This window comes from Streptococcus downei MFe28 (assembly GCF_900459175.1).
GTDB classification, from domain to species: Bacteria; Bacillota; Bacilli; order Lactobacillales; family Streptococcaceae; genus Streptococcus; species Streptococcus downei.
In genome coordinates, this window is sequence record NZ_UHFA01000002.1 from 2,061,637 (window position 1) to 2,078,191 (window position 16,555).

Consider the following 16,555-nt stretch of genomic DNA (forward strand, 5'->3'; position numbering starts at 1 on the left):
ACTAATCCTCCTCCTGATCCTTACTTCTAACGACACTAATCATTTGGGCTTCTGACTTTCTCAGGGATAATTCATAACCCCTCAAGCTAATTTCGATAGGGTCGCCTAGAGGAGCAACCTTACGGAGGTAAATCTTGGTATGCCTAGTCAGGCCCATATCCATCAGGCGACGTTTGGCTTCATTGAGGGCAAGGATATTGTCAATATAGGCAGACTGACCTACCTCTAAGTCAGACAGAGGGAGAGTCTCCTGTTCCTCGGACAGCTCGGTCACATCAATATTGGCCAAAATCGAGGTATCAAAAGCCAGACGATTAGCCTTTAAGACGATAATAGCGCTGGATTTGGTTTTGGAAAGAACTTTAAGAGTCGTGCCTACCTTGAGGCCCAGATTAGCCAGATGGCGCAGACTAACTTCTGGTAGATTAATGCTGGCAATCTGGTAGGATTTGTTCAAATCCGCCTCTTGTAAAATCATTTAGGCCTCCTCTACCCGTTCGGAAAATTTTTCTGCCTTCATTATACCATAGAAAAGCCTGTTAAATAAGCGTTTTCAGAAGATTGGAATCATTTCAAAAAGGAGCCAAAGATTAGAATCTCTAGCCCCTTTTTGAAGGAATTGCTCTGGTTGACCAGCTATTTTCGCCCATCCATTGCTATTGGTCGCAAGCTAGCGACTTTGGGGCTAGCCCTTTGACTATCTCAACCTTACCCTTACTAAAAAATGAACCCCATCTACTGGGGTCCATCAATCTATCTCTCTTGATTTAGAGTACTTTCCCTAAGAAGTCCTTGGTTCGGTCTTCCTTGGTATGGTCAAAGACTTCTTGAGGACTTCCTTCCTCAACGATAACGCCACCGTCCATGAAAATGACCCGATCGGCCACTTCTTTTGCGAAGCCCATTTCATGGGTGACAATGACCATAGTCATACCAGACTTGGCTAGGTCTTGAATAACAGCCAAAACCTCTCCGACCATTTCAGGGTCGAGGGCTGACGTTGGCTCATCAAAGAGGAGGACATCAGGATCCATGGCCAAACCACGGGCAATGGCAATCCGCTGCTGCTGTCCGCCTGAAAGAGAGGTAGGATTGGCCTTGGCCTTGTCCTTAAGCCCAACCTTCTCCAAGAGTTCATAAGCCTTTTCTTCAGCATGACTCTTAGATTGACCCTTGACTTTGGTTGGCGCCAAAGTAATATTTTCTAGGACATTCATATTAGGGAAAAGATTGAATTGTTGGAAAACCATCCCCATCTTTTCACGCATTTTGAAAACATCGTTTTTCTTATCAGTGATATCAACACCTTCAAAACTAACAGTCCCCTTGGTCGGAACTTCCAGAAGATTCATGGTTCTAAGGAAAGTTGATTTACCCGAACCCGACGGGCCAATGATAACAACAACTTCGCCTTTTTCAATGTCCAAATCAATCCCATTGAGGACTTCATTCTTACCAAAATATTTATGCAGATTTTTTATACTAATCAAGGTATCAGTCATGCTTTTTGTCCTTTCCCAAGACGATTTTCAAGCCACTTCTGACCAGCCGTCAGAACGGTTGTCAACATGAGGTAGTAGAAGGCTGCAAACAAGAGAGGTTCCAGCGGAACGTAGGTGGTTGCTAGAACAGTCTGAGCCCCATTCCAGAGTTCCATAATCCCGATAGTTTGCAAGAGGGAACTATCCTTAATGATGGTAATAAATTCATTACCCAGAGCTGGCAAAATATTCTTGAAGGCCTGGGGTAAAACCACATAGCGCATAGCTTTGGCTGGCTTAATCCCCAAGGAATAGGCCGCTTCCACTTGTCCCTTGGGAACAGCTTCAATCCCAGCCCGAACGATTTCAGAGATATAGGCCCCGCTGTTAAGCGAAAGGATGATAATCCCTGGAATCAGGCGGGAGAAGTCAAGCTCCACTGTTCCAAACCCAATGGTGGGAGCACTCTTAAAATTCATCCAGAGGAAGGCAATCATGATTTGCACAACCATGGGAGTTCCGCGAAAGACCCAGACATAAAAGCTAACTAGGTAATTTAACAGCTTGATATTTGAGCGTTTTGCTAGAGCGACTAGGACCCCTAGAATGGTCCCCAAAAAGACTACACAGACAGAAATCATAACGGTGACAAGGACACCGTAGTTGAAATAACCCCAATATTTGGGCAAGAAAGAAAAATCGAAATTCACAGATTTACTCCTATTTTAGATAGCCAAAGGCAGCTTTCTCATGACAATTAGTGGCTCACTTTCAAGGCCACCTTGTCAATAAATTTGTAAATTATTTTACCATAAAATGAATAATAATACAATATCATTTTATAATTTTCTGATTTTTCATTGATTCTTGTATATTTTTTGAAAAGGTCAGAGGACAGATAAATAAAAAGCCAATTGGAAGCCCTGCCAGGCTGGCAGAGACCTCCAATCAGCTTTTTAGGCGAGGCATAGTTATCGCTCCAATTATCTAAATTGCTTTAGAAAAATGGTGAGTTTTCCTCTTCTTCTGCTACAGACTTGTCAGTAGCTTGCTTACTTTGAGCAGGCTGACTAAGGCTACTATCAGTGCTTGACTGGCTACTGGTCACGGGCGCAAATGAGAAATCCATTCCGACAAAAAGGTTGACAATAGCTAGGGCTAGGCTGGCTGCTAGAAGAATGAGAAGTAGCAAGGAGAAAATGCCAGGTACTAAGACTAAACCAACCAGCAGACAGTAGCCCATTAGGAGGCTAGCTATGATGCCTAGACAAGAAGTTAGCCATTGCAAGACCTTATCGGTTCCCTTGATTTTCACGTATCGCATCAGATTAATCTGACCTAGAATGACTGTCAAGGCAAGGAGCCCACAGGCTATCAAGACCAGCCACTCACCGCCTTGCAGGCCTCCTACCTTCAAGCCTGTCCAGAGGAAGCTAAAAAGATTGGAATAGATGAAAGACTGGCGAGGGGTCGCCCCTATGAGAAGGACGAGAACGAGTGCTATAAACCCTAAGCTCGATGCGGTGTTCTTCATGATAAGGTAGGTTTGGTACTTACTGGCTCCTGAATTCGTATTTTCTGTCATAGTCTCCTCCGTTCACAGCAAAAAAATCAGACCACTAGGAGAGTCTGATTTTCTGATAATTCTTAGTAAAGCAGGTCATAGATTTCCATAGCAATCAAGTCAATGCTATCGAAAGTATAGGTTTCACGCGCTTTAACATCACGCAATGTGAATACTGGACCATTTTCAGGATCATTGGCAAAAGAAACTTCCGCAACGACTTGGCCATCACGCTCGAAATTCCTTTTCAAATTACCCCCATCTGTCGTCATCAAATTGAGACGATCAATGATTCTCACCAAATGTGATTCCATGTAGATTCTCCTTAGCTAAGCACATGAGGGTGGGAAAAATTTCCCCCATAACTACTTTATCCCCTTGTGCCTTTTATCTTTTAATCAGTCTTATTTTACCATAAACTAGGGAAATGAGATAGGTCAAAGCCTTAAATAGGGAAATTTATCTCTTAGAAGTTACCCATTTTACTGAAATTCGATAAGCAAGGTCTCCATTAGCCTAGAAAGAATTTCTTCTGGTAGGACCTAATCCTCTTGATAAGATTGATAGATAATGGCCTTGATAGCATGCATGCGGTTCTCTGCCTCTTGGAAAATAACGGGGCTGTACTTCTGGAAGACCTGATCAGTAATCTCCAGCTCACTATAGCCATACTTGTCGTAAATTTCTTGACCAATACTAGTGTTGAGATCATGGAAGGCTGGCAAACAGTGCAGGACGATGAGGTCGGGATTTTGTGCCAAATCTAGCAGACCTTGGTTGACTTGGTAGGGGAGGAGCCAATCAATCCTTTCCTTGAAGTCCACATCTTCCCCCATGGAGACCCAGACGTCGGTGTAAATCATATCCACACCCTTGACTGCTGCAGGATCTGCAGTTATCTCTAACTTGGCTCCACTATTGTGCTTCTTGGCCAAATCAAGAACCGCTTTTTCTGGTTGCAGGCTTTCTGGGGCAATAATGGTACAGTTGACCCCTAAAATAGCCGAAGTAACTAAGAGGGAATTAGCCATATTATTGCGACCATCTCCAACATAGGCAATGCTGAGGCCTTCTAAACTACCGAAATGTTCCTTGAGTGTCAGAAAGTCGGCAATCATCTGGGTGGGATGCCAGCTGTCGGTCAAGCCATTCCAGACGGGGACACCAGAATACTTGGCCAGGGTTTCGACATCCTCCTGCTTAAAGCCCCGATATTCAATGCCATCAAACATGGAGCCTAGGACCTTAGCCGTATCCGCCACAGACTCCTTCTTGCCCAGCTGGGTTTCTCCAGCCCCCAGATAGGTCACATTCATTCCCAAGTCCTGTCCAGCAACCGTGAAGGCTGACCTAGTCCTGGTTGAGGTCTTCTCAAAAATCAGGGCAATATTGAGCCCCTCTAAATATTTATGCGCCTGCTTCTTCTTTTTGAGGGTTTTAAACTTGGCAGCTGAATCAATCAAGCCTAGGAGCTCTTCCTTTGTGAAATCTATCTCTTTTAAAAATGATTTAGCCATATCTTTTTCCTTTTTCTGAATTTTTATACAGTTATTCTACCTTATTTTGCGGAAATGTCAAGACGTTTTTGTATTTTATTCACTTTTAGCACTCTAGCTTTTCATCTGCTAAAAAAACAATCTTTTTACTTGCTTTCTATAGTTTGAGTGTTATAATAACACCATAGATTTTGACCATTATTGACTATCGGTCGAGATCGGAGGTTTCCTATGTTATGTCAAAATTGTAAGCTCAATGATGCGAGCATACATCTCTATACAAATGTCAACGGCCAGCAAAAGCAGATTGATCTCTGTCAAAACTGCTACCGGATTATGAAGGCTGATCCAGAAAATATTCTCAACAGTAATTTAACCAGCCAAAATCCTCAAAGCCATCAAAACCAATCCATGGATTCATTCTTTGACGATTTCTTCGGAGATCTCAATAATTTCCGTGCCTTTAACCCAGACCTACCAAATTCTCCCCAATCACAGGCGGGACGCAATGGTGGCGATGGTGGTAACCGAGGCGGTAATAACGGCGGTGGCAATCAGGGCCGCAGACCGCAAGCTCAGCCCCAACAAGCCCAAGGTATCTTGGATGAATTTGGAATCAACATCACTGATATGGCCCGTAGGGGCGACATTGACCCTGTAATCGGCCGTGACCAAGAGATCGTCCGAGTTATTGAAATTCTCAATCGTCGGACCAAGAACAATCCTGTTCTCATCGGTGAGCCAGGTGTCGGTAAAACGGCTGTTGTTGAGGGCCTTGCCCAAAAGATTGTCGATGGCAGTGTTCCGCAAAAATTGCAGAGTAAGCAAGTCATCCGTTTAGATGTGGTCAGCCTAGTTCAAGGAACTGGTATCCGCGGTCAATTTGAGGAACGGATGCAAAGGTTGATGGAAGAAATCCGTCAGCGCCAGGATGTCATCCTCTTCATCGACGAAATCCATGAAATCGTCGGTGCCGGTGGTACGTCTGACGGTAGCATGGATGCTGGTAATATCCTCAAGCCAGCCCTAGCTCGTGGCGACCTACAGCTGGTTGGTGCCACCACCCTCAATGAATATCGCATTATCGAAAAGGACGCTGCCCTGGAAAGACGGATGCAGCCTGTCAAGGTGGATGAACCTTCCGTTGAAGAAACCATCACCATCCTCCATGGTATCCAAGCCAAGTATCAGGACTACCATCATGTTAAGTATACTGATGAGGCAATTGAAGCTGCGGCTCTTCTCTCCAATCGCTATATCCAGGACCGCTTCTTGCCTGATAAGGCCATTGACCTTTTGGATGAGGCCGGTTCCAAGATGAACCTGACACTCAATTTCGTTGATCCTAAGGAAATTGACCAACGCTTGGTCGAGGCTGAGAATCTCAAGGCTCAAGCCACTCGTGAAGAAGACTTTGAGAAGGCCGCCTACTTCCGCGATCAGATTGCCAAGTACAAGGAAATGCAGTCCCAGCAACTGGATGAGCAAGATATTCCTGTCATCACCGAAAAGCATATTGAGGCTATCGTTGAAGAAAAGACCAATATCCCAGTCGGTGATTTGAAAGAAAAAGAACAGTCCCAACTGGTTAATCTGGCAGACGATCTTAAGTCTCGGGTTATTGGCCAAGATGACGCTGTTGATAAGATTGCCAAGGCTATTCGTCGTAATCGTGTCGGACTCGGTGCCCCAAATCGGCCAATTGGAAGCTTCCTCTTCGTTGGACCAACTGGTGTCGGTAAGACCGAGCTGTCCAAGCAACTAGCTATTGAGCTCTTCGGATCAGCTGACAGCATGATTCGCTTTGATATGTCCGAATACATGGAAAAACATGCCGTGGCTAAATTGGTCGGAGCCCCTCCAGGTTATGTTGGTTATGAAGAGGCTGGTCAGTTAACCGAAAAGGTTCGCCGCAACCCCTACTCCCTTATCCTGTTGGATGAAGTTGAAAAGGCCCATCCCGATGTCATGCACATGTTCCTGCAAGTTCTCGACGATGGTCGTTTGACCGATGGCCAAGGTCGGACCGTTAGCTTCAAAGACACCATCATCATTATGACTTCAAACGCCGGTACCGGTAAATCTGAAGCTTCTGTCGGTTTTGGAGCTGCCCGCGAAGGTCGGACCAATTCCGTCCTTGGAGAATTGAGCAACTTCTTTAGCCCAGAATTCATGAACCGTTTCGATGGTATTATTGAATTCAAGGCTCTGAGTAAGGACAACCTTCTCCATATCGTCGACCTCATGTTGGACGATGTCAACAAACGCTTGTCCAGCAATGACCTTCATTTGGAAGTTACCGACAAGGTCAAGGAAAAATTGGTTGACCTCGGCTATGATCCTAAGATGGGAGCTAGACCTCTACGTCGGACCATCCAAGACCATATCGAAGATGCCATTACCGACTTCTACCTAGAAAATCCTAGTGAAAAGAACTTCAAGGCCGTCATGACCTCCAACGGTAAGATTAGCATCAAGGCTGCTAAAGTCAGCCAAGCTACCCAAGAGGAAAAGTCCCTTAAAGAATAGCCCTACCAAGAAGCCTGTCCCTAGCTAGAGACAGGTTTTTTAGCTTCCTATAGTAGAGACCTTATCACAAGTCCAGAAAAGAAGTTTTCACCTCTTAATTAGTAAAAAATTTCGGGCTATTAGGCGAACTTAGAAGATTTTCAGCCAAAGAAAATAATTAGTCTGCCTTCATGTGTTATAATAAACTCAAGAAATTAGAGACGAGGAATTCCTATGACCACTCCTACATTTGGCCAAAAAGAGGCAGGCAAGGACTATGTCGCCCGCTATGGGGTCTATGCCGTTATCCCTAATCCAGAGCAGACAAAAATCATCTTGGTTCAGGCACCAAACGGAGCCTGGTTCTTGCCGGGTGGTGAAATTGAAGCTGGTGAGGACCAGCTGTCTGCTCTAGAACGTGAACTGATTGAAGAGCTGGGCTTCAAGGCAGAGCTGGGTGAGTATTACGGTCAGGCCGATGAGTACTTTTATTCCAGCCACCGCGACACCTACTTCTACAATCCTGCCTATATTTACGAAGCAACCCGCTACACTGCCGTTGATAAACCTCTAGAAGATTTCAACAATCTAGCCTGGTTCCCTATTGACCAGGCTCTAGAAAAGCTAAAAAGAGGTAGCCACAAGTGGGGCATTGAGAAATGGAAAAAATCTCACAATTTTTTCTAACTCCCACTTTTTTCAAAAAATCGTGCTATAATATGACTATGCAAGGTTCACAAGGAGGTCTTCAATGAGACTAATAAACACAACGAGCAGCCACCCGTCGCTTGTTCGTAATCAGCTGCGCAATACCGATGCTGAATTAGTTGAAGTTTATTCTGCTGGTAACAGCGATGTCGTCTTTTCTAAAGCACCTGGTCACTATGAGCTCCTGATTTCGAATCGGCACCGGGCCATCAAGGATAGCGAAATAGAAACCATTCGCGAATTCTTTTTCAAAAGGAAAATTGATCCTGATATTATTATCCCTGATAAAATCAAATCAAGTCACACAGAAAAGTTGATTGAAATCTCAATTCCAACAAGTGCATAAAGACAAAGGCTACTTGGATAAGTGGCTTTTTTCTTTTGCCAGTTTATGATAGTCAAGAAAAATCAAAAGTCCTTGAGGGTAATGAACTTAGCGGCAGGACTTCTTGTACAGTCAGGGTAAGGTTAGCAGATTTGGCTGCATCTTGAACTTATTCAACCTTTGTGACACCGAGAGTTGGCCTTGTGCCACGTCCGATTACCCATGCCGTTACCTCGGGGCTTTCGATTTTCATTGAGTACAACGGTGGCAAGCTCTGATTTTTAAAAAGTCTAGTAAAAAAGCTTTACAATCCTGGCGGACTGTAAAGCTTTTTCTTATGATACAAGGTCTTATTTAGCCTTGACTTCAAAGCCTTGAGCAACGGCTTGAGGGAAATTGTTTTCGACAATATCCGCACAGTGGTCACAGATGGTGACGCCGTAAGAGCGTTCCTTGACCGTAACATCAGTCCGGCGACAACGATCACAAACCTGACCAGCAGCATGCTCAACCTTAAAGGCCACACCTTCAAAGCGAAGGGCATCTGCGGGTGCTTCTTCTTGGGAAATCGTCAGTTCTGAAACAATCAGCAATTGAGCCAGGTCGCTATTGAGTGCTGCCAAGTCCGCAGCTACTTCTGGGCTGGCGTAGACCGTCAAGTGCGCTTCTAGTGACTTACCAATAAGCTTGGCGTTACGAGCTTCTTCTAGAGCCTTTTGTGCCTGAGTTCGGAAAGTCATAAAGGCGTCCCAAGCTTCTAGCAGGCTATCCTGGTTAGCAAAGCTTCTTGCTTGAGGCATCTCAGCCAACTGAACAAATTCTTCAGCTTCATCTTCTAGGTAGGACCAGATTTCCTCAGAGGTATGAGGAAGAATAGGAGTCAAGAGTTTGGTAATCTTAACCAAGATATCATAGAAGACGGTTTGCATTTGCCGACGGGCCAAATTATCGGCTGCTTCAATGTAGACAACATCCTTGGCAAAGTCTAGGTAGAAGGCAGATAAATCTACCGTTAAGAAGTTGTTAACGGCCTTATAGACGTCCATAAAGCGATAATTTTCATAGGCTTTGGTAATAGTGGCAACCAATTGGTTGAACTTAACCATCATGTACTGGTCAACTGAGCGCAAGTCCTCATAGGCGACGGCTTGCTCCTTCTTGAAGTCACTGGTATTGGCCAAAAGGAAACGCAGGGTATTGCGGATCTTCCGATAGCTTTCCGAAACTTGGCCGAGAATTTCCATGGAAACCCGCACATCATTATCGGTATCAACAGAAGCTACCCAAAGACGGAGGATTTCTGCCCCGTACTGCTTGGCCACATCATTTGGCGAAATGATATTGCCCTTGGACTTAGACATCTTTTCACCCTTACCATCAAGAACGAATCCTTGAGAAAGGACTGCCTTGTATGGCGCATGACCGTTGACCGCCACAGAAGTGATAAGGGAAGAGTTAAACCAACCACGGTACTGGTCAGAACCTTCCAGATAAAGGTCAGCTGGATAGCCCAGACCTTCTCTTTGATTCATGACCCCGTTCCAAGAAGATCCAGAGTCGAACCAAACATCCATGATGTCGGTTTCCTTGGTGAATTGGCCATTTGGTGAACCAGGATGGCTGAAGCCTGCAGGAAGTAAGTCTTTGGCTTCCCAATCCCACCAGATAATTGAACCATGCTGGGCAAAGAGATCGGCCACATGGTCGGTAACTTCCTTGGTCATGATAGCTGTGCCATCTTCTGCATAAAAGATTGGCAGAGGTACACCCCAGGCCCGTTGACGGGAGATAACCCAATCGCCACGGTCCCGAATCATATTGTAGAGACGTGTCTTACCCCAAGATGGGAAGAAATCAACTTTTTCAATTTCATCCAAAATTTCTTGACGGAATTTAGAAACAGAGGCAAACCATTGAGGAACTGCCCGCCAGATGATTGGCTTTTTAGTCCGCCAGTCAAATGGATAGGAGTGGGTGATTTCTTCCTTGGCCAGAAGCAAATTCCCCAATTTTTCAAGGACTGTTGGCAGAACCTTGTCGTAGAATTGGCCTTGGAAATCAGGTCCAGCTTCCTCAGTCATGATACCACGACTGTCAACGGTGACAGAGATTTCCAAACCGTATTTGAGGCTGACATTATAGTCATCCTCACCAAATCCAGGAGCAGTATGGACGATACCAGTACCAGAATCAAGGGTAACATGGTCGCCGACCATGACAACTTCTTCTACTTGGCTATCCCAAGGGTGCTCAGTCGTGATGTATTCTAATTGGGAACCAGAGTAGCGCTCCAGCACCTTAAAATCAGACCAACCAAATCGTCCAGCCAAATCGTCCAAGAGTTCTTCCGCCACGACAAATTTGCGATCATCGCCAGCAACCTGAACACTCACATAGCTGAAGTCTGCGCCGACAGTCAAGCCACGAGAAGCCGTAATGGTGAATGGTGTTGTCGTCCAGACTACAATGTAGGTATCATTGTCCAGAATGCTCTTGCCATCCTTAACCTTATTGGCATAGTAAAGAGAGGTTGAAACTAGGTTGTGGTATTCGATTTCAGCTTCTGCCAAGGCAGATTCAGACGACCAAGACCAGTAAACTGGCTTAGCACCACGATAGATATAACCCTTGTCAGCCATAGCACCGAAAACTCGAATTTGAGCAGCTTCGTAGTCATGGGTCAGGGTGACGTAAGGATTTTCCCAATCAGCTGACACACCCAGACGCTTGAAGTCTTCCCTTTGTTTATCCACTTGGGAAAGCGCATATTCCTTACACATTTCTAGGTAATCAGCCCGAGGAATTTCTTTACGCTTAACGCCTTTTTTAGCCAAGACTTGCTCGATTGGAAGACCGTGGGTATCCCAACCTGGATTATAAGGCGCTCGGTAACCCATCATAGACTTAGAGCGGATGATAATATCTTTAGAAATTTTATTCAGAGCGTGCCCAACGTGGATATTTCCGTTTGCATAGGGAGGGCCATCATGTAAGAAGAAGGCAGGTTTTTTAGCATTCAATTCTTGACGCTTGCCATAAATATCTGCTTCCTCCCAAGCCGCTTGCCACTTGGGTTCTTTGTTGGGAAGTCCAGCCCGCATTGGAAATGCCGTTTTCCCAAGATTCAAAGTCTCTTTTAATTTCATAAAATAAAACACCTTTCATTGTTAAGTGAGTTTTCTAATCCTAGCTTAGCAAAAGTCTCATATCCGACAATGAAGACTAAACTTTCAGGCCTAACTTCTTTAGACCTGAACTGGCTTACAAGACGGATTAGAAAAATAAAAAGAGCCTTCGTCTGTGAAAGGACGAAAGCTCGTGGTACCACCTTAGTTCAGATGGCCTAGACTAGACCACCCCTCTTGTGACTATAAGGGGGTCACCCTCCTAACCTACTAATACTCTTCGAAAATCAAAATTTTCGGTCGTTAACTCACCTTGCCGTACTCCAGTACTGTCTTCGGTTCGTTGCCTTGGCTAATTTCGATTTTCATTGAGTATGAGGCTTCAGCTAGGAAAATAGGAAATGATAAGTCCTTCCTAAGAGATTACAGGTCTTCCACCATCGCCTGCTCGCTGGAAATATTAGGGAGTACTCGTGTTTTCCGATGGACTAAGGCCTTGCCCTAGTCTTGAATATTCAATTTGAAGGTTTGGGCTTCACCGCCAGCCAATTCAGTTGCTGACATTTCTGAAGTATCCTGAATGGTTATTGCAGGGTCAACCTGAGCCGTGCTATCTGCTGCAGCATCAATAGCTGCAGAGATTTCACCCAAGTCAAGCTTTTGGGTCTCTTCAAGAATGCGGTTGCTTTCTTCGACACGGCGTTGTAATTCTGCCATCTCAGACTCAGTAAATTGGCGAGTAGCATCATCAGTAGACTCAGGTTCAACTGCAGGAGTAGCTCCGGCACTAGTCAGTACTTGATTATCATCCAAAACTTTTCCGACAACTTCCTTGAAGGCTTCGTCAGAATTTTGTAAGTAGACAGCCGTTGGTTGCAAGAGCTCATTCCACTCTTGTGAATTAATCATATTCAACTGGCCTTCAATGGTACTGAGCAAGCGTTGATGGAAGACCCGACTTTGACGCTTGAGAGCTTCAGTTTCGATAGCCACTGCCTTCGCTTCGTCTGTAGAGTCACGCAGAATCTTATTAGCGCGAGCCTTGGCTTCATCAATCAATTGGTTAGCATCATAGTTGGCCTTGCTGAGCAGGTTAGTCGCCTGCGTATTAGCTGAGAATTTAACCTTTTCGGCTGTTTCTTGAGCCAAGATAACTGATTGACTGAGGGATTCCTTCATTTCATCGAAGTAAACCAGTTTTTCCTCAAGGGTTTTAATCTTTGCTTCTAAGTCCTTATTCTTACGAGAAAGATCTTCAAAATCATCTACAAGATCATCAAGGAATGCATCAACTTCGCGTTCATTGTAACCGCGGAATTTTGTGTGAAAAGTTTTGTTTTTAATATCGAGTGCTGTTAGTGCCATGTCACCCTCCTTATTTATTTTTTCTTAACCTTTACAGGTTGCTATCCTAAACTAGTCTCACTCGTTTTCACCAAGTGGTTCAACCCATTCTCCCAATTCAGGGTGACCCCAAAGGGAAACTAAGTTTAACTAGTAACGACTTCCTTCTAAAGAAGAAAATCGTCGTCTTTCTTTTCCAATGCTCTGACTCTTGACCGAAGCTCATGAATTTCCCGATCTCTCTCGTCCAATTCATGTTCGATGATGTCTAAAAAGTCATCCACTTCATCTTGCTTGTAACCACGAAAACTCATCTGGAAAACTTTTTGGGCAACATCGTTAGCGCTCAAGGCCAAAGCTAATCTCCTTATTTTTTTGCGTACTTTCTTATGGTCAATTTGTGCTTTTTGTTCTTAGATAGGCCATTGTCCCGAAAGACTTCAAAGCGACCATAACCTCGAACGCTCACCAAATCCCCCAACTCCAGCAGTTCTGCTGGCCTGGTTAGCAGGCCATAATTGAGCTTGACTTTCTCATGCTCAACTAGCTTACTTGCTAGGCTTCTAGAAAGTTTGAAACTCGAAGCTATGACCTTATCCAGTCGCATACTAGAAACAAGTATATCAACCTCTTTAGCATGATTCACCGACTCAAGCAAGTGACTCCAAGGAACCTTGGTAATTTTTACAGCAGCTCGGCCAATTTTATTGACCGAACTAAAGTAGGCAACCATGGAATCCTTTACCAGAATCTGCGCCCGATTGTCAGCTAGAATAATATCCCCAAAGACAGACCGCTCCAGCCCCAGCTTATTGATGAAACTCCCCATGATTTGGGAGTGAGTCAGGTGGTTGAATTTAGGATTGTAGCTGATTTCCAAGAGGGCTATTTCAAAATCATCAAGCTCCAGCTCATAATAATCTGGAGCTAGGATAATTTTCGCATACTCGGTCTTTAAAAAATCAGTAGACAGATAATAGGTCAGTCCCATCTGCCCCAAGACACTCTTGGCAATTTTAACCTGCCTTGGATCAAGAAAGTCGGTGACCTGATAAACATAGTTATCTTGGACCCTCTTGGCCAAATCAGTCATCTTATCAATAAAGGTTCTTTCTTCCTTGCGGAAGTGCTGATAAATATCAATCTCGCCCATAATTAAAGGTAAAAGAGAAGTTTATCCAAAAACTGCAGGAGAAATAGGACAAGCACCAAGGTAAAGTCAAGTCCCCCTATTTGAAGGTTGAAGCGACGAAAAGGGGAGACAAGGGGCTGAACCAGAGTCTCTAGCAGTCGGCCGAAGTCAGAGTCTCTAGCTCCTGGGAACCAAGATATAAGTGCATAAAGAACCAAGATGAGACTGAGAATTCGGATGAGGTTATGAAGAACTAGTATGATAAAAACAGACATTAGCGACGTTTCATATCATAATCAAATGAAACCTCTTGGTTTGCATTTGATAGGTTCATTTCTTCCATATCTACGACAACATCCTTAGGGGTCAGAAGATACATAGAAGAGCCGACCTTTTGCAGACTTCCGTAAAGTACACGGCTAGCGCCATCAATAAAGTCCAAGCAACGACGGGCTTGCGCTTCCAACATATATTGAAAGTCAATCAGGACACATTCGTGTTTGATGAGCAAGTCAACAATTTCCTGGGCATCCTCATACTTGCGAGGAAACTTAAGGGCGATGGTTGTCCCAGCAGAACCTGATGGAATTGATACATCCGCAGGACGGGAACTTGGTCGTGTTGCATTTTCTTGACTGGCACGATTTTGGCTAGCTGATTGCGGACGTTGTTGGGATGTTTGAGGTCTTTGTGGCCGAGATGATTGTGGTGTCATTTCTTGTTTTTGTCTTTGTGGGCGTTGAGGTTGTGATGATTGTTGTTGGGGTTGACGCACAGGTCTTGGTCCTTGAACAGCTGGTTCAGGAGCCTGAGTTTCTTCTACTTCATTCGCATCATCCGTATCGAAGTAGGAAACGATTTTCTCAAAACTGTCTCTTAAAGCCATGTTTCTCTCCTATTCTTTAAAGAATGATGTTCCGATTCGAACAAATGTCGAGCCATTTGAGATGGCAATTGGAAAGTCCCTGCTCATCCCCATGCTTAAATCATCGAAAGGCATATTCTTTATCTTTCTCTCTTTGAGTTCTTGTCTCAATGCATTGGTTTGTCTAAAAATTTCATCCAATTCTTGCTCATCAGCATCAATGGGAGCCATGGTCATAAGCCCAACAATTTCTAGCTTGTCAAAGCTAGCCAGCTCCTCAAGAGCCTCATTAACTTGCTCTGGAGCGAAACCATGTTTGCTCTCCTCCCCAGAGACATTGACCTGGAGGAAACACTTGATGGTATGATCAGCTCGCTTCTGAATTTCTGCCGCCAATTTCACAGAGTCTAAGGCATGGAAATAATCAACGTAGTTGATAATATCCTTGACCTTACGCCTTTGAAGGCTTCCGATCAAATGCCAAGTGACATCTTTACCCTTTAAGGCTTGGTATTTATCCAGAAATTTATCCACACGGTTCTCACCAATGTGTTTGACCCCTAGGTCTACCAATTGCTCGGCTATATGGCTGTCAACATATTTGGTGACAGCCACAATTGAAATATCAGACACCTGGCGACCTGCTTGTGAAGCAGCCTGGGCGACCTGCTCATAGACGAAATCTTTATTCTTACGCAAATCCATCATTAACGATTCTTAAAGAATGGTGGTGTTTCAAGTTCATCATCACCGGTATCCACATCAGAAGTTGAGAAAGAAGAAACATCTAATTGGCTATCCAATTGATTTTCTGTTGGTCGACTGATGTTATCACGACGAAGGTCCCAATCACCAAAAGCAGAGGTTTGTTGGCTAGGTTGAGCTTGGCGTGGTGTTGCCTGAGGCATTTCACGATGCTCAGCCATGTCGAACTCAAAATTATTTGGACGACGCTCAAAGCTACCATTGCTAGGAGCAACCTGATCCTTAGCGGGACCAGCTTGTTTGAAACTTCTTTGTGATGAAACGCCTGAAACACGTTCAAATTTTTCAGGACGAACACCCGTGGCAACAACTGTCACGCGGATTTCATCCTTCATGCTTTCATCAATAGCAGTACCCAGCCAGATGTTAACACCTTGGCCAGCTGCTTGACTGACAATTTCAGAAGCTTCTTCGGCTTCAGTCAAGGTCATATCCAAACCACCGGTAACATTGACGATGACATCCTCAGCACCATCAATAGTTGTTTCCAGGAGTGGTGAGTAGATAGCCTTGCGGGCTGCTTCAATAATCCGTTCTTCACCAGAACCGATACCGATACCCATCAGGGCGTTACCCTTGTTGGCCATAACGGTCTTAACATCGGCAAAGTCTAGGTTAATCAGGCCTGGGCTGGTAATTAAGTCGGTAATCCCTTGAACCCCTTGACGAAGAACGTTATCTGCTTCACTGAGGGCTTCCAGAAGAGGAGTCTTCTTATCAACAATTTCCAAAAGGTTATTGTTAGAGATAATCAAGAGGGTATCAACTTGCTCACGGAGTTCATTGATGCCTTCAACCGCAAAGGTACCACGCTTGTTGCCTTCAAAACCAAATGGACGAGTTACGACCGCAACGGTAAGAGCACCCAATCCTTTAGCAATCCGAGCGATAACAGGAGCGGCTCCTGTACCAGAGCCACCGCCCATACCAGCTGTGATGAAGACCATGTCTGCCCCTTGAAGAGCTTCGTTTAAATCTTCTTCACTTTCTTCAGCAGCCTTACGACCAACCTCAGGTTGACCTCCAGCACCAAGACCGCGAGTCAATTTAGGGCCGAGTTGGATAACTGTCTCAGCCTTTGATGAACTCAGGGCTTGAATATCTGTATTTGCAGCGATGAATTCAACTCCTGCAACGCCTTCTTCAATCATGCGGTTAATAGCGTTACCTCCGCCACCACCGACACCGATAACTTTAATAACTGCACCCTGGACAGATGCAGCATCGAATGAAAATGCCATT

The 16,555-nt window shown here is 44.7% G+C and carries 17 protein-coding genes; 3 read left to right on the top strand and 14 right to left on the bottom strand.

Going from position 1 to position 16,555, the window contains the following annotated elements; translation table 11 throughout:
- Nucleotide 1: 1 nt before the first annotated feature.
- From DYE66_RS09895 to argF, 6 genes are all read right to left on the bottom strand, one after another.
- Nucleotides 2-478 (bottom strand): ferrous iron transport protein A, encoded by a 477-nt coding sequence (locus tag DYE66_RS09895; protein WP_002996574.1) that lies wholly within the window; start codon nt 476-478, stop codon nt 2-4.
- Between the two features lie 289 nt (nt 479-767).
- Entirely contained in the window at nt 768-1,502 is a 735-nt protein-coding gene (locus DYE66_RS09900; RefSeq protein ID WP_002996920.1) for an amino acid ABC transporter ATP-binding protein, read from the bottom strand.
- Nucleotides 1,499-2,191, bottom strand: coding sequence for an amino acid ABC transporter permease (locus DYE66_RS09905; protein WP_002997193.1), 693 nt, complete (start codon nt 2,189-2,191; stop codon nt 1,499-1,501). The genes DYE66_RS09900 and DYE66_RS09905 overlap by 4 nt, the downstream gene beginning before the upstream one ends.
- Before the next feature lie 287 nt (nt 2,192-2,478).
- The gene (locus tag DYE66_RS09910; protein WP_115325167.1) at nt 2,479-3,066 is read right to left on the bottom strand and encodes a hypothetical protein; all 588 of its coding nucleotides are present in this window, start codon (nt 3,064-3,066) and stop codon (nt 2,479-2,481) included.
- Nucleotides 3,067-3,128: 62 nt separating this feature from the next.
- A complete protein-coding gene (locus DYE66_RS09915) occupies nt 3,129-3,359 on the bottom strand; it encodes a DUF1797 family protein (RefSeq protein WP_002996805.1) in 231 nt (76 codons plus the stop codon).
- A 228-nt stretch (nt 3,360-3,587) separates the two neighbouring features.
- A complete protein-coding gene (gene argF, locus DYE66_RS09920; RefSeq protein WP_002996892.1) occupies nt 3,588-4,562 on the bottom strand; it encodes an ornithine carbamoyltransferase in 975 nt (324 codons plus the stop codon).
- A 210-nt stretch (nt 4,563-4,772) separates the two neighbouring features.
- Here argF and DYE66_RS09925 point away from each other — a divergent pair, with 210 nt between their 5' ends.
- From DYE66_RS09925 to DYE66_RS09935, 3 genes are all read left to right on the top strand, one after another.
- The gene (locus DYE66_RS09925; protein ID WP_044123724.1) at nt 4,773-7,070 is read left to right on the top strand and encodes an ATP-dependent Clp protease ATP-binding subunit; all 2,298 of its coding nucleotides are present in this window, start codon (nt 4,773-4,775) and stop codon (nt 7,068-7,070) included.
- Between the two features lie 213 nt (nt 7,071-7,283).
- A complete protein-coding gene (locus DYE66_RS09930) occupies nt 7,284-7,736 on the top strand; it encodes an NUDIX hydrolase (protein ID WP_002997123.1) in 453 nt (150 codons plus the stop codon).
- A gap of 64 nt (nt 7,737-7,800) precedes the next feature.
- Nucleotides 7,801-8,103: a DUF1827 family protein gene (locus DYE66_RS09935; RefSeq protein WP_002996895.1), complete on the top strand. Its 303-nt coding sequence runs from the start codon at nt 7,801-7,803 to the stop codon at nt 8,101-8,103.
- Nucleotides 8,104-8,432: 329 nt separating this feature from the next.
- Here DYE66_RS09935 and ileS read toward each other — a convergent pair whose 3' ends face one another.
- From ileS to ftsZ, 8 genes are all read right to left on the bottom strand, one after another.
- The gene (ileS, locus tag DYE66_RS09940; protein ID WP_044123725.1) at nt 8,433-11,228 is read right to left on the bottom strand and encodes an isoleucine--tRNA ligase; all 2,796 of its coding nucleotides are present in this window, start codon (nt 11,226-11,228) and stop codon (nt 8,433-8,435) included.
- 480 nt (nt 11,229-11,708) lie between these two features.
- A complete protein-coding gene (locus DYE66_RS09945; protein ID WP_002996868.1) occupies nt 11,709-12,572 on the bottom strand; it encodes a DivIVA domain-containing protein in 864 nt (287 codons plus the stop codon).
- A gap of 146 nt (nt 12,573-12,718) precedes the next feature.
- Nucleotides 12,719-12,907 carry a DivIVA domain-containing protein gene (locus tag DYE66_RS09950; protein WP_002997181.1) on the bottom strand — a complete coding sequence of 63 codons (189 nt, stop codon included), beginning with the start codon at nt 12,905-12,907 and terminating at the stop codon, nt 12,719-12,721.
- Nucleotides 12,908-12,918: 11 nt separating this feature from the next.
- Nucleotides 12,919-13,704 carry a YlmH family RNA-binding protein gene (locus DYE66_RS09955; protein ID WP_002997356.1) on the bottom strand — a complete coding sequence of 262 codons (786 nt, stop codon included), beginning with the start codon at nt 13,702-13,704 and terminating at the stop codon, nt 12,919-12,921.
- A 2-nt stretch (nt 13,705-13,706) separates the two neighbouring features.
- The gene (locus DYE66_RS09960) at nt 13,707-13,958 is read right to left on the bottom strand and encodes a YggT family protein (protein ID WP_044123726.1); all 252 of its coding nucleotides are present in this window, start codon (nt 13,956-13,958) and stop codon (nt 13,707-13,709) included.
- Complete coding sequence (locus tag DYE66_RS09965) at nt 13,958-14,569, bottom strand: cell division protein SepF (RefSeq protein ID WP_002996614.1); 612 nt, start codon at nt 14,567-14,569, stop codon at nt 13,958-13,960. The genes DYE66_RS09960 and DYE66_RS09965 overlap by 1 nt, the downstream gene beginning before the upstream one ends.
- 9 nt (nt 14,570-14,578) lie before the next feature.
- A complete protein-coding gene (locus DYE66_RS09970; protein WP_002996871.1) occupies nt 14,579-15,256 on the bottom strand; it encodes a YggS family pyridoxal phosphate-dependent enzyme in 678 nt (225 codons plus the stop codon).
- Complete coding sequence (ftsZ, locus tag DYE66_RS09975; RefSeq protein WP_002997189.1) at nt 15,256-16,554, bottom strand: cell division protein FtsZ; 1,299 nt, start codon at nt 16,552-16,554, stop codon at nt 15,256-15,258. The genes DYE66_RS09970 and ftsZ overlap by 1 nt, the downstream gene beginning before the upstream one ends.
- Nucleotide 16,555 lies beyond the last annotated feature (1 nt).

Excerpts from the sequence above, each read along its gene's own strand:
- DYE66_RS09895 (WP_002996574.1), bottom strand. The coding sequence starts at position 478 with ATGATTTTACAAGAGGCGGATTTGAACAAATCCTACCAGATTGCCAGC.
- DYE66_RS09900 (WP_002996920.1), bottom strand. The coding sequence starts at position 1,502 with ATGACTGATACCTTGATTAGTATAAAAAATCTGCATAAATATTTTGGT.
- DYE66_RS09910 (WP_115325167.1), bottom strand. The coding sequence starts at position 3,066 with ATGACAGAAAATACGAATTCAGGAGCCAGTAAGTACCAAACCTACCTT.
- DYE66_RS09915 (WP_002996805.1), bottom strand. The coding sequence starts at position 3,359 with ATGGAATCACATTTGGTGAGAATCATTGATCGTCTCAATTTGATGACG.
- argF (WP_002996892.1), bottom strand. The coding sequence starts at position 4,562 with ATGGCTAAATCATTTTTAAAAGAGATAGATTTCACAAAGGAAGAGCTC.
- DYE66_RS09925 (WP_044123724.1), top strand. The coding sequence starts at position 4,773 with ATGTTATGTCAAAATTGTAAGCTCAATGATGCGAGCATACATCTCTAT.
- DYE66_RS09930 (WP_002997123.1), top strand. The coding sequence starts at position 7,284 with ATGACCACTCCTACATTTGGCCAAAAAGAGGCAGGCAAGGACTATGTC.
- DYE66_RS09935 (WP_002996895.1), top strand. The coding sequence starts at position 7,801 with ATGAGACTAATAAACACAACGAGCAGCCACCCGTCGCTTGTTCGTAAT.
- ileS (WP_044123725.1), bottom strand. The coding sequence starts at position 11,228 with ATGAAATTAAAAGAGACTTTGAATCTTGGGAAAACGGCATTTCCAATG.
- DYE66_RS09945 (WP_002996868.1), bottom strand. The coding sequence starts at position 12,572 with ATGGCACTAACAGCACTCGATATTAAAAACAAAACTTTTCACACAAAA.
- DYE66_RS09955 (WP_002997356.1), bottom strand. The coding sequence starts at position 13,704 with ATGGGCGAGATTGATATTTATCAGCACTTCCGCAAGGAAGAAAGAACC.
- DYE66_RS09960 (WP_044123726.1), bottom strand. The coding sequence starts at position 13,958 with ATGTCTGTTTTTATCATACTAGTTCTTCATAACCTCATCCGAATTCTC.
- DYE66_RS09965 (WP_002996614.1), bottom strand. The coding sequence starts at position 14,569 with ATGGCTTTAAGAGACAGTTTTGAGAAAATCGTTTCCTACTTCGATACG.
- DYE66_RS09970 (WP_002996871.1), bottom strand. The coding sequence starts at position 15,256 with ATGATGGATTTGCGTAAGAATAAAGATTTCGTCTATGAGCAGGTCGCC.
- ftsZ (WP_002997189.1), bottom strand. The coding sequence starts at position 16,554 with ATGGCATTTTCATTCGATGCTGCATCTGTCCAGGGTGCAGTTATTAAA.